Source organism: Desulfurobacterium indicum (assembly GCF_001968985.1).
GTDB lineage: Bacteria > Aquificota > Aquificia > Desulfurobacteriales > Desulfurobacteriaceae > Desulfurobacterium_A > Desulfurobacterium_A indicum.
In genome coordinates this window covers 31,642-44,173 of sequence record NZ_MOEN01000007.1, presented here as the reverse complement: position 1 = coordinate 44,173, position 12,532 = coordinate 31,642, and the positions used below count along the sequence as shown (strand labels likewise).

At 38.0% G+C, this 12,532-nt stretch carries 12 protein-coding genes; 6 read left to right on the top strand and 6 right to left on the bottom strand.

What is annotated here, in order from left to right:
* Positions 1–60: 60 nt before the first annotated feature.
* Complete coding sequence (locus BLW93_RS02970) at positions 61–858, bottom strand: purine-nucleoside phosphorylase (protein ID WP_076712624.1); 798 nt, start codon at positions 856–858, stop codon at positions 61–63.
* A gap of 198 nt (positions 859–1,056) precedes the next feature.
* Here BLW93_RS02970 and BLW93_RS02965 point away from each other — a divergent pair, with 198 nt between their 5' ends.
* Positions 1,057–1,473, top strand: coding sequence for a Fur family transcriptional regulator (locus BLW93_RS02965; protein WP_076712623.1), 417 nt, complete (start codon positions 1,057–1,059; stop codon positions 1,471–1,473).
* Positions 1,474–1,481: 8 nt separating this feature from the next.
* Here BLW93_RS02965 and BLW93_RS02960 read toward each other — a convergent pair whose 3' ends face one another.
* The 5 genes from BLW93_RS02960 to queF form a co-directional block, all read right to left on the bottom strand.
* Positions 1,482–2,912 carry an aldehyde dehydrogenase family protein gene (locus tag BLW93_RS02960; protein WP_076712622.1) on the bottom strand — a complete coding sequence of 477 codons (1,431 nt, stop codon included), beginning with the start codon at positions 2,910–2,912 and terminating at the stop codon, positions 1,482–1,484.
* Positions 2,913–2,920: 8 nt separating this feature from the next.
* Complete coding sequence (locus BLW93_RS02955; protein WP_076712621.1) at positions 2,921–3,946, bottom strand: GGDEF domain-containing protein; 1,026 nt, start codon at positions 3,944–3,946, stop codon at positions 2,921–2,923.
* A 104-nt stretch (positions 3,947–4,050) separates the two neighbouring features.
* Positions 4,051–5,091, bottom strand: a complete 1,041-nt coding sequence (locus tag BLW93_RS02950) for a GGDEF domain-containing protein (RefSeq protein WP_144443990.1) — start codon at positions 5,089–5,091, stop codon at positions 4,051–4,053.
* Between the two features lie 29 nt (positions 5,092–5,120).
* Positions 5,121–5,978, bottom strand: coding sequence for an MTAP family purine nucleoside phosphorylase (locus BLW93_RS02945; RefSeq protein ID WP_076712619.1), 858 nt, complete (start codon positions 5,976–5,978; stop codon positions 5,121–5,123).
* Between the two features lie 3 nt (positions 5,979–5,981).
* Positions 5,982–6,470 carry a preQ(1) synthase gene (gene queF / locus BLW93_RS02940; RefSeq protein WP_076712618.1) on the bottom strand — a complete coding sequence of 163 codons (489 nt, stop codon included), beginning with the start codon at positions 6,468–6,470 and terminating at the stop codon, positions 5,982–5,984.
* Positions 6,471–6,576: 106 nt separating this feature from the next.
* On the opposite strand from queF, the gene BLW93_RS02935 reads away from it, so the two are divergent.
* The 5 genes from BLW93_RS02935 (at position 6,577) to alaS (ending at position 12,532) form a co-directional block, all read left to right on the top strand.
* Positions 6,577–7,290 carry a metallophosphoesterase family protein gene (locus BLW93_RS02935; protein WP_245791983.1) on the top strand — a complete coding sequence of 238 codons (714 nt, stop codon included), beginning with the start codon at positions 6,577–6,579 and terminating at the stop codon, positions 7,288–7,290.
* A gap of 80 nt (positions 7,291–7,370) precedes the next feature.
* Entirely contained in the window at positions 7,371–8,372 is a 1,002-nt protein-coding gene (gene recA, locus BLW93_RS02930) for a recombinase RecA (protein ID WP_076712617.1), read from the top strand.
* The gene (locus tag BLW93_RS02925) at positions 8,356–9,444 is read left to right on the top strand and encodes a type IV pilus twitching motility protein PilT (RefSeq protein WP_076712616.1); all 1,089 of its coding nucleotides are present in this window, start codon (positions 8,356–8,358) and stop codon (positions 9,442–9,444) included. Before recA ends, BLW93_RS02925 begins: the two co-directional genes overlap by 17 nt.
* Positions 9,428–9,862 (top strand): regulatory protein RecX, encoded by a 435-nt coding sequence (locus BLW93_RS02920; RefSeq protein ID WP_076712615.1) that lies wholly within the window; start codon positions 9,428–9,430, stop codon positions 9,860–9,862. Before BLW93_RS02925 ends, BLW93_RS02920 begins: the two co-directional genes overlap by 17 nt.
* A 42-nt stretch (positions 9,863–9,904) precedes the next feature.
* A complete protein-coding gene (alaS, locus tag BLW93_RS02915; protein WP_076712614.1) occupies positions 9,905–12,532 on the top strand; it encodes an alanine--tRNA ligase in 2,628 nt (875 codons plus the stop codon).

Genomic DNA, 12,532 nt, shown 5'->3' with positions numbered 1-12,532 from the left:
CACCACAAACATCCTGCAACGTATGTTAGAAAAAATTGTTTCCAATGTCAAGGCAATTATCTATATGTAATTGTATAATTTCATTAATGTCTGTTTTAATACATTGCCTAAACTTGAATTTTTAAGTTCAACTCTTTTAAGAACTTCCTCATGAGTAGTTTTATTATCTATCGTATCGTTAGCAACCACAGCAACTGCCGCAACCTTCATTCCATAAAATTTCGCAGCAATAATTTCAGGTACCGTAGACATGCTTACAACATCAGCCCCAAGCATGGAAAGCATTTTTATCTCCGCAAAACTTTCATAATTGGGACCGTGCACAGCGGCAAGAACGCCGCTTATAGCAGGAACATCATTTTCAAAGCAACAGTCAAGAAATGTGTCTATAAATTTTCTATCATAAACCGACTTCATATCGACAAAAACTTCGCTTCCGTAAGTTTTAACCAAACCTGTAAGTGGATTTTTCCCTATAAGATTTATATGATCTTCAACAACAACGAGTTGTGAAAAAGCTGATCTTCTTGAAACAGCACCAACAGCACAGGTGGCTATAAAAAGTTTGCACCCTATCAGAGAAGATAACTCGGGAATAAATCGTATCTCTTCATTGCTTCTACCTTCATAGTAGTGGAATCTCCCCGAAAAAACAGCTACCATTAGCCTATCAATTTTCAGTACTTTTAGAACTCCTTTATGACCAGGAACAGCCGGAAGCGGCATACCAGGAACGTCCTTATAAGGAATCTCCAGGGTTACTTCCCCCAGTTCCACCCCGGAACCCAAAACTATTGCAACATCAAACTTATCTATGCCGCATCTTTCTTTGATATAAAGTGCCGCTTCGTTTACCACCGTTTTCCCCTAAACCTTTAGGTTTTATTATACACTTTTGCAACCTATCACAGAGATTCTATAAAAAAATCAGAATTTTATCAACACGACACAATTATCATTGACAGTATTTTATCACACTAAAAAGTTTGATAACAAAATGAAAACAGGTTATACTTAATAATAAGTATTATTCCATATTTTTTTCAGGAGATAGAGATGACAACTTCCCATAGAGATAAAAAAGGTAAACGTCAAACAAGACAAAAAGTTGTTATATACAGGACAGTAATTACTTCAAAGGATCATCCAACAGCTGAGCAGGTTTATGAAAGGGCAAGAAAAGAACTAAGCACCATAAGCCTCGCCACTGTATATAGGGTTCTGAAAGAGCTGGTTAAGGAAGGAAAAATAAGCGAGATCGTCGTCAACAAACAGTCCAGATACGATTACAAAACAGAATATCATCATCATTTTGTCTGCACCTACTGCGGAAAGATATTCGACATAGACATCCCGATATGTCAAATGGCACGAGATTTTGTTGAAGGTCCCGGACATATTATAGAAAACGCACAACACACATTCTTTGGCAAATGCAAATTCTGTGCGGAAAAAGAGAAAAAGGGGAAGTAATTTCCCCTTTAAGAAAGATCAAAACAGATTGTCTTAATTTCTGTCATCTCTTCTATAGCATATGAAGGGCCTTCCCTTCCTATGCCGCTCTCTTTCATTCCTCCGTAAGGCATCTGATCAACTCTAAAGGTTGGAATTTCATTGATCATTATTCCACCAGCTTCAACTTCTTTGGCAAACTTAAATGCTGCTTTTAAATTACTTGTAAATATCCCTGCCTGAAGTCCATATCTTGAAAGGTTAATTTTTTCTACTGCTTCCTCTACACTTGTTACTCTATTTACAGCTATTACCGGGCCGAAAATTTCTCCCTTAAAAAGCCTGACATCTTCAGGAATATCAATAAGTATAGTAGGTTCTATTACTGTATCTGATATTCTCTTAGCTCCGCAAACAACCTTTGCACCGGCAGACACAGCTTCATTTATCCATTCCATTATCCTATCTGCCGCCTGAACATCTATAACAGGTCCCATATCAACAGTTTGATCAAGGGGATTACCAACCTTCAACGTTTTTACAAATTCAACAGCTTTCCCTATAAAGTCATCGAAAAGCGAATCATGAACAAATACTCTCTGAACAGATATACAAACCTGACCGGCAAGAGCAAAACCACCGCGACAAACCTTTTCAGCTATAAATCCAAGTTTCTCTGATTGATCCTCATCTATATACACACCTGCATTTGAGCCAAGCTCCATCGCGTACTTTTTTAATCCACCGCGGGACATTATTATTTTGCCGGTTTCAACACTTCCGGTAAAGGTTATCATCCTTACTCTCTCGTCTCTAACAAGAGCATCCCCCGCTTTTTCACCATATCCAGTAACAACATTAACCGCTTCCGGCGGGAAACCTGCTTCTATCAAAACTTCTGCCAGTCTTATAACAACAAGAGAAGTATTCTCGGAAGGTTTTATAACGACACTATTACCAGCAGCAAGTGCAGGACCTACTTTATGACATGTAAGATTAAGGGGAAAATTGAAGGGAGTAATACAGCCAATAACTCCGAGAGGCACCCTTCTATAAAACCCGACCTTCCCTCTTATTCCTGGTGCTGCCTCAAAATTTACTTCTTCTCCAGCAATCCTTTTAGCTTCTTCTGCAGAAAGAGTCAGTGTATTTACCGCTCTTCCTACTTCTCCCATTGATTCTCTTATAGTTTTACCTACTTCTCTCGTAAGAAGCTCTGCAATTTCATAACTTCTATTAGAAAGGATCCTCGCTGCTTTTGAAAGAATAGAGTACCTGTCAAAGGCAGAAAGTTCTTTCATTTTTTCAAAACCTTTTAGAGCAACATCCACCGCCAGCTTTACATCTTCAGCATCTCCGTCAGGAATCGTTCCGACAACAGAATTATCATACGGAAACAGAATTTCTATCTCTTTTTTTTTGAAAACCTTTCTCCCACCTATCAACATGTATCCTTTCATCTATCCTCCTACTCAAGGGATTCTATACGATTACCACCTCTATTTTTAGCAAGATAAAGAGCCTCTTCCAGCCTCCTAAGCACTTCATCAGGATTATCATTTTCTTCCAAAGATGTAACTCCCATACTAACGGTAATTTTACCACCGATTTTTGCAAACACTTTATCTATAATATCTTTTAACTTTTCAGCAAGCTTTATCGCTCCATAAATATCAGTATGAGGAGCAAAAATAATAAATTCATCATCACCCCATCTGACAATTACATCTGCACTTCTTATATTTCTTTCAACAGCTTTCACAACCTGTTTCAGAAAACTGTTCCCTGTTTCAAATCCAAGACTTTTATTTATTTCCCTGAAATTATCAATGTCAAACATTATAAAAGATAAAGGAATGTTGTAACGTTTTGCCCGTGAAATTTCCTTCTCAAGATTCTCAAGGAACCTCACTCTTGAAACTGCTCCTGTCAATTCATCTTTGGAAATCAGCCATTTCAAAAGAAACTGCTGCCTTTCCATCACTTTTGCATATAAAAATCCTCCTGCAACCATAAATACATAAAATACCAACATCTCTTGAAGGAAATAGAGTTCTCCCGTTCCTCGACTATGAACCAAATAGTCGACAATAAAAACAATAAGTCCAAAAAAAACAGAAAGGAAAAGAGCCGTATCAGAAGGAAAAAGAATAAACGCCAGAGCAGGGAAAAGAGCCAGCCACATATACATAAAAGGAATATCTTGATACACAACACTTAAAAGCAACAACCCAACCGAAGCAAAAAGAATCAATTTGGCATAGCCGCACTTTCCTTTTTTATAAAAGAAGTAACTAACAATAAGCAGAATTTCCGAAATTAAGGAAGCTTTTGCTATTACATATTTACCAAAAACAAAATTTCTCAATCCACCAAAAATAGGAACGGTAACAATTGCCGCCATTAGGATGTAATAAAAAATCGCCTGCCTTAAACCTTCCAGATCACTTGAATCTGTTAAACAGCAAATTTTTTTTATTCCCACCTTTTCCATAGTTAAAATTACTCCTTATATTCTGGTTTTAATAAAATTTTAGCAAAAACATTATATTCAAAAACATACGATTAAACAATTGGTCAAGTTTAAATAATAAAAATTCAAACAACTTCCACCCTGTTCCTTCCCGATCTTTTGGCTCTATATAAACCCTCATCAACACGTTTTAAAAGATCATCTATGGTATCGTTCTTTTCCAGTTCTGCCACACCGAAACTAACAGTAACTTTTCCCACCTCATCAAACACAGTGTCTTCTATTTTTTTTCTTATCTTCTCTGCCAGAACCTTAGCACCTTTTTTATCGGTATTCGGGAGAAAAATAATAAACTCTTCACCTCCCCATCTAACAAACATATCCACCTTTCTTATATTATCTTTAACTATCTTTGCTATTTTCTTTAAAACTCTATCCCCTGCATCGTGTCCATAAGTATCATTCACCTTTTTAAAGTGATCTATATCAAACATAATAAGAGAAACAGGATAGTTATATCTCCTAGCTCTTTCAAATTCCCTCTCAAAATCCTCTAAAAATTTCCATCTATTATAAGCACCGGTTAACATATCTTTAGTTGCAAGCTTTTGCAAAACAAGCTCGTGCTCTTCCAGAATCTTTGAATAGAGATAGCCTCCTAAAACCATAAAACAATAGAAAATCAAAACCTCTTGAACATAGTAGAATTTCAACCAGAATGGATAACTATGAAGCGCTAATTCAATAAAAGCTATTAATATTCCAAAAATTATAGAAGCCCGAAGAACAACATAAGAAGGAAACAGAATAAAAGAAACGGCAGGGAAAAGGGCAAACCACATATAATTGTAGTGAACATCCTGAACCAGAATCCCGACAAGAATTGTAAAAACACCTGTTATTGCAAAAGCCCTGGCAAAAGCATAATTTCTTAGTTTAAAAAATATATAAGCAACAAATATTAAAAGCTCAGCAACAGCCGAAAAAACTGCTATTTCTACCTGGCCAAGAAAAAGATTGCGAAGAACAGCAACAAAAGGAATGGAAAAAAGGGCAACTAAAATAGTATATTTTAAAACGGTCAATCTGAAAGGAGTAAAATCATCTCCTTCTTTAGAAGCATTGACAAGTACAGAATATTGAAAATCTCTAAAATTACTCTTCATACCTATCAAAACCTCTTGAACAAAATATGTCAAAACCAGGTTTCCCAATTATCACCTATTACACCTTTAAGTTTATACCTCTTCATAGTATCTTTGCACGGACACCTCCTCTCTTTCTCTGTTAATCTTTCAACAATAGAAAGCATAATTTCAGGAAAACGGGAAACTGCCTTATCAACCAGCTTCTTCTGCTCTTCCGGAAGCATTCCTTCAAAAAGAACGCCAGCTTTGAAACCGTAAGGCTTTATTCCTTCCGCATAATTGGTAACATAACAGATAGCGCCATAGCACATTTCCAACTCTTTTGCCAGAAATACTTCCGGAACAAGAGTCATTCCAACAAGATCCCCACCGAAACCTTTAAACATTCTTATCTCCGCCGGCGTTTCAAGGCGAGGACCTTCAGTGCAAACATACGTTCCACCTACATGGAAAGCAAAGCCTTTCTCATAAAGCACATCTTTCAATGCATCTCTTATTTCCGGACAAAAAACTGGATTTTGTCTGACAAAACCAAGACCTCTATTTTCAAAAAATGTGTAATCTCTCTTTTTCGTAAAATCTATTAGATCATCTGGAATTACATAATCACCCGGCTTAAACTCTTCTCTAATAGAACCCGGACCTGTCCATGCAACTATTCTTTCCACACCACACTTTTTTGCTGCATATATATTCGCACGATAATTAACAAAAGGGGCTGTAAGTTCATAATCCTTTTCTCCGTGACGAGAAAGAAATAAAAATTCTATTCCCGAAGGTGATTTTATCCTATAAATGGGATTGGAAAGGCCGAAAGGTGTTTCTATCCTCTTTATCCACAAAACTTCCCCAAATTGCTCTTTATCAAGAAAATAAGCTCCACTGCCACCCAAAATCAATATCATTAATTACCCCCTATTTCTCAATATCCTCGGAGGATTAATCCTGTGAAGTTTAAATCTTTCTTTCGCTAACTCTTTTACCCAATCCAACCTTTTAAATTTCTGAACGAAAGGATCTATGGAAATACCTCCTCGAGGATTAAATTCACCGTAAACCTCTATATAATAAGGTTCCAGCAAATTAAACAAATCTTCCGCTATTCTATTTACAGTATCTTCGTGAAAATCTCTAGCGTTTCTGTAAGAGAAAAGATAGAGTTTTAAAGACTTACTCTCTACCAACCATTTATCCGGTATATACTGAATGTATATAGTGGCAAAATCGGGCTGACCCGTAATGGGACACAGAGTTGTAAACTCAGGACAGTTAAAAGAAACCCAATAGATATTTTGCGGAAATTTGTTTGGAAATTTCTCCAGAACCTCCGGTTTATATTCAAACACGTAACCTGTCTTCTTTCCAAGAGACTTTACATTTCCAAAATCCTCTCTCATAACAACCTCTTATTAAAGTTTACTTTACATTTCTATTTAAAAATTCTAACATTTAGCAAATTAAAACACCTTCCCCAAACCCACCATAAGTAATAAAATGTAAACCATGATGAAGATAGGAATTATATCCGACATACACGCAAATTTACATGCTCTTGAGTCCATAGCCAAAGATATGGATTCTGAAGGAATTGAGGAAGTCTGGTGTCTGGGTGACACAATTAATTACGGTGCTTTTCCCAACGAATGCTGCCAATGGGTAACCGAAAATGTATCAAACTACATATTGGGCAATCACGAATTGATGCTCCTTGGCCTTGCATCTGTGGAAAACAGATATGTAAACGAATGTCTGGAATGGACAAAAATAGTTATAAAAGAAAAATACATTGAATATTTTGCAAGCAAAAGCGTAATAAATTCTTTGGCCGATATAACCCTTGTTCACGATAATCCTTTATCGCCTGGAAGCATGAAATACATTCTAACCAGAGAGGACGCAGAAAAAGTCCTCTTAAAATCTAGAGCTCATATCTGCTTTTTCGGACATACTCATATTCCAATAGGATATCGTCTTTCAACAATCGGAGCGGAAGTCATAAAAACCCCAACTTATACAATAGATTCAAGAAAACATCTAGTAAACCCCGGAAGTGTCGGACAACCAAGAAATGGACTTCCCCTCGCCTCATATATTATTTTTGAAGGTAACACACTCATATTAAAGAGAATTGAATATAACGTGAAAGAAGCAGCAAAAGCGATAATAGAAGCAAACCTCCCAACCATCATGGCAGCAAGGCTTCTTAAGGGAATATAAAAAACTGTTCAAAATTTAAGTTATAATATTATGCAACGTGGAAATTCACCATCAATTACAAAATTTCAGAGGTTTAAATTATGGAAGACGCTAAAGCAAAAGTTTTAAAAGAGGCTCTTAAACAGATAAAGAAGGACTATGGGGAAGGTGCCGTAATGTTTTTGGGTGAAAAACCCAATGAAAAGATACCCTCTATAAGCACCGGCTCTTTAAGCATAGACTACGCAACCGGTATAGGCGGTGTCCCAAGAGGAAGAATTACAGAAATTTACGGACCGGAATCTTCCGGTAAAACAACTTTGGCACTGCACGTAATAGCAAACGCCCAAAAACAGGGAGGGATAGCGGCATTCATTGATGCCGAGCATGCCCTTGATCCTCTTTATGCTAAAAAGCTGGGAATAAACCTTGATGAACTTTTAATTTCCCAACCTGATAGTGGAGAACAGGCACTTGAAATAGCAGAAACTCTGGTGAGAAGTGGCGCCGTTGATGTGATTGTTATTGATTCTGTTGCTGCACTTGTTCCCGAAGCCGAACTAAAAGGAGATATGGGAGATTCCCACGTAGGATTACAGGCAAGACTAATGAGCCAGGCTCTCAGAAAATTAACCGCCGCAACAAATAAAAGCAACGCGGCTTTGATTTTTATTAACCAGGTAAGGGAAAAAATCGGAGGAATGGGTTACGGACCAAACGAAACTACCACCGGCGGAAGGGCTCTGAAATTCTACTCTTCTCTAAGAATAGAAGTAAGAAACGCAGGAGCTATAAAAGGAAAAAATGACGAAAGACTTGGGCACTCTGCAAGGGTGAAAATAGTTAAGAATAAATTAGCTCCTCCCTTCAGGGAGGCTTTCGTTGATATCTATTATGGAGAAGGCATATCAAGATGGGCAGAACTCATAAATCTTGGAGAGAAACTGGGAATCGTTAAAAAGAGCGGCTCCTGGTATTCCTACGGTAACACAAGACTAGGTCAGGGCAAGGAAAACGCAAGAAAATACCTTAAAGAACATCCTGAAGTGGCAGAAGAGATAGAAACCAAAATAAAGGAGAAACTTTATGGCAACTCTGAATGAGATATTAGAGAAAGCTCTCGCCCTGGGCGCATCTGATATCCACTTAAGAATGAAAATGGCACCCATATTTCGTATTCAGGGAAGACTTGTAAAAACAAACTTTCCCGAATTAACCGGTGTAGAAATATTTGAATTTGTAAAAACAATCCTACCGATAGAGAAGAAAAAAGAGATACCTATACTAAAAAACTACGATACTTCTTACAGCATTCCCGGCGTCGGAAGGTTCAGGGTTAACATTTTCAAACAGAGAAATACGTTTGCCATAGTTATGAGAACAATTCCTACAAAAATTCCGACAATAGAAGAGCTAAACCTTCCTGAAATTATTAAAAAGATTGCCCTTGAACACAGAGGCCTTGTTCTGGTTACAGGAACAACAGGTTCAGGTAAATCAACCACTCTGGCAGCAATGCTTAACGAATTAAACCACAAAGATTCAAGAGTGGTAATAACAATTGAAGACCCTATAGAATACCTTCACAGAGATATAAAATCTATCTTTTATCAGAGAGAAGTCGGCGTTGATGCAGAAGATTTCTTCTCCGCATTGAAAGCCGCCCTTCGTGAAGACCCTGACGTAATCCTGGTTGGTGAAATGAGAGACCCTGAAACTGTGAGAACTGCACTTGATGCTGCTGAAACGGGACACCTCGTATTTTCAACACTCCACACTCTCGATGCCAAGGAAACCATCTATCGTATAGTCTCTTTCTTCCCTCCATACCACCAACAGGCAATTAGATACCAGCTCGCTTCCGTATTAAAAGCTACTATTTCCCAGAGACTCCTACCGAAAGCCGACGGAAAAGGAAGAGTTCCGGCAGTTGAAGTCATGATAACAACAGAAGCTATAAAAGAGAGAATCCTGAATCCGGAACTGACAGAAGAGATTCCTAACTTTATCGAAAAAGGAAGAGAAACATATGGTTCACAAACATTTGACCAATCACTTTATCAGCTGTGGAAAAACGGACTTATAACAAAAGAAGACGCTCTTAAATATGCAACACGAGCGGATGACCTTAAACTAAGAATGGAAGGAATTACCTCAGGTGAACTCAAAATTTAAAGAAGCACTTACCTACTCTCTCCGGCTGTTGAGCCGGAAAGATTACACAGAAAAGGAACTCGTATTTAAACTAAACCGTCGCTTCCCCGAAATTGACTGTGAAAAAGTAATTAAATACTTAAAAGAAAACGGCTATCTTTCTGACTATAGAACTGGATTTAACTACGCTGTCGCAAAAATGGAAAAAGGATGGGGAAGGAGAAAAATCCGATTCTACATGCGCCAGAAAGGTATATCGGAAGAAGTTGCGGACAGAATCATTATGGAAATCGAATTTGACTACTCTTTCATTAAAAAAACGCTGGAAAAACGGTTCGGGAAAAACCTGAAACTTCAGAAAGACAAAGTAATCAGATTTCTACAACAGAGGGGCTTTTCATTCACGGAAATTCACAACCTAATCTCTGGTAAAATATAGCCCAATTTTTACCTGCATAACCACGCATAAAGAGAGGAAAACATGACCGGTAAAGAAATAAGAGAAGCCTTTCTATCATACTTTGAAAGTAAAGGACATACACGCGTTAAAAGTTCACCACTAATCCCGGCAAACGATCCAACACTTCTTTTTACAAACGCAGGAATGGTTCAGTTTAAAGATTATTTCCTTGGAAAAGAAAAACCACCATTCAAAAGAGCTACTTCCTGTCAAAAGTGTATGAGAGCTGGCGGAAAACACAACGACCTTGAAAATGTTGGAAGGACAGGAAGACACCACACTTTTTTTGAAATGCTGGGAAACTTTTCTTTCGGTGATTACTTCAAAAAAGAAGCGATAGAATTTGCATGGGAACTCGTAACAAAGGTATTCAGGCTTCCTGAAGAAAGACTTTACGTTTCTGTCTATGAAAAAGATGACGAAGCCTTTAAAATCTGGAATAAAGTAATAGGAATTCCTGAACATAAAATCTACCGTCTCGGTGAAAAAGACAATTTCTGGGCAATGGGGGACACAGGTCCCTGCGGTCCGTGCAGTGAAATTTACTTTGACAGAGGAAAAGAATTTGCGTGCGGAGAAAACTGCGGTATAGGAAAGTGTGACTGCGATAGATTCCTGGAAATATGGAATCTTGTTTTCATGCAGTATGAAAGAGATGAAGAAGGAAATCTCACCCCTCTTTCCAAACCTTCAATAGATACCGGAATGGGACTTGAAAGAATCGCATCAGTACTACAAAACGTTCCCTCAAACTACGAAACAGATCTTCTATTCCCGATAGTAAAATGGGCTTCCGAAACAGCAGGGATTCCTTATGGAAAAAACGAAAAGAACAACGTATCAATGAGAGTCATTGCAGACCATTTAAGAGCCATGACATTTCTCATAGCCGACGGCTGTCTACCCTCAAATGAAGGTAGAGGTTACGTTTTAAGGAGAATAATAAGAAGAGCTTCAAGACACGGAAGGCTTCTCGGCATACATCGTTCGTTCTTATCCGACGGCGTTGATGTCGTTATAGACATAATGGGAGATGTTTACCCTGAAATCACGGAGAACAAAAAGTTCATAAAACAGGTCATAAGAAAAGAAGAAGAGCGCTTCTCCAGAACACTTGAAAAAGGACTTGAACTTCTTCAGGAAGTTGTCGATAAGATAAAGAAGGAGGAGAAAACAACCATACCAGGAGAAGAGATTTTCCGCCTGTATGACACTTTCGGATTTCCTCTTGACCTGATTCTTGAAGTGGCAAACGACGAAAGATTGAAAGCCGATACTGAAGGCTTTGAAAAACTGCTAAAAAAACAGAAAGAAAGAGCAAGAAAAGCATGGAAAGGCGGCATTCAAAGGGTAATCTCACCAGAATTAGCAGAGCTTTCAGAAAATAACCCTTCAATATTTAAAGGATATGAAATACTTGAAACTACCACAAAAGTAACTGGCATCTTAAAAGGTGAAAACTTAACTAACGAACTCAAAGAAAGTGAAGAAGGAATCATCTTCCTGGCAGAAACCCCTTTCTATCCTGAGAAAGGCGGGCAGGTTGGAGATACAGGAATTATAGAAAACACAAACTGCAAATGTGAAGTTACAGACACCCAGAACATAACTGAAAATCTCATAGGACATAAAGTAAAAGTGCTAAAAGGCACGATTAAAACCGGTGACATTGTTAAAGCTTCTGTTAACAAAGAAAGAAGAGAAGCCATAAAACGAGCTCACACAGCAACTCACCTTTTACATAAAGCGTTGAGAGAAGTTTTAGGAAACCACGTAAAACAGGCTGGTTCTCTCGTCCTTCCGGACAGACTAAGATTTGACTTCACCCATTTTGATTCCGTCAAAGAAGAGGAACTTAAGGAGATAGAAAAACTCATATTTAAATGGATTATAGACAACCTTCCCGTTGTGGTTGAAGAAATGCCTTACGACAAAGCCATCGAAACAGGAGCCATAGCTCTTTTCGGAGAAAAGTATGGCGATGTTGTAAGAGTAGTTAGCGTAGGAGACGTCAGCGTTGAACTTTGCGGCGGAACACACGTTGAAAGGAGTGGTGACATAGGCATGTTCATAACATTGTCAGAATCTTCTGTATCATCAGGAACAAGAAGGATAGAAGCAGTTACTGGCTTTAAAGCCTGGGAAAAAGAGAGGAAAGAGAGAAATATCATAAACACGTTGAAAACCAGTCTCCAATCAAAAGAAGGAGAAATACCTAAAAGAGTAGAAAAGCTTAAAGAAGAACTTAAAGAGAAAGAAAAAGAGATAGAAAGGCTTAGAAAAAAACTTGCCACTTCTGGAATAGATGACATAGTATCAACTGCACCAACGATAAACGGAATAAAAGTCATTACCGCCAGGATAGATGGATACACAGGTAAAGAACTTGTGGAAATCGCCGACGTAATAAGGAACAAAGCAGGAACTTCAGCCGTCATGCTGATTTCTCAAAAAGACGGTAAAAACAGCCTATTAATAGCACTAACGAAAGACCTGACAGATAAATATAAAGCAGGAAACATTATGAAAGAAATAGCACCAATCCTCAAAGGAAAAGGCGGCGGAAGACCAGACATGGCACAAGGTTCAGCTCAGGATATCTCAAAAGTTAAAGAAGCGTTTGAAACCTTTAAAAAAATATTTAAATAA

Coding starts and splice junctions, on each gene's coding strand:
- BLW93_RS02955 (WP_076712621.1), bottom strand. CDS start 3,946: ATGGAAAAGGTGGGAATAAAAAAAATTTGCTGTTTAACAGATTCAAGT.
- BLW93_RS02925 (WP_076712616.1), top strand. CDS start 8,356: ATGGCAACTCTGAATGAGATATTAGAGAAAGCTCTCGCCCTGGGCGCA.
- BLW93_RS02950 (WP_144443990.1), bottom strand. CDS start 5,091: ATGAAGAGTAATTTTAGAGATTTTCAATATTCTGTACTTGTCAATGCT.
- BLW93_RS02945 (WP_076712619.1), bottom strand. CDS start 5,978: ATGATATTGATTTTGGGTGGCAGTGGAGCTTATTTTCTTGATAAAGAG.
- recA (WP_076712617.1), top strand. CDS start 7,371: ATGGAAGACGCTAAAGCAAAAGTTTTAAAAGAGGCTCTTAAACAGATA.
- alaS (WP_076712614.1), top strand. CDS start 9,905: ATGACCGGTAAAGAAATAAGAGAAGCCTTTCTATCATACTTTGAAAGT.
- BLW93_RS02965 (WP_076712623.1), top strand. CDS start 1,057: ATGACAACTTCCCATAGAGATAAAAAAGGTAAACGTCAAACAAGACAA.
- BLW93_RS02960 (WP_076712622.1), bottom strand. CDS start 2,912: ATGAAAGGATACATGTTGATAGGTGGGAGAAAGGTTTTCAAAAAAAAA.
- queF (WP_076712618.1), bottom strand. CDS start 6,470: ATGAGAGAGGATTTTGGAAATGTAAAGTCTCTTGGAAAGAAGACAGGT.
- BLW93_RS02935 (WP_245791983.1), top strand. CDS start 6,577: ATGATGAAGATAGGAATTATATCCGACATACACGCAAATTTACATGCT.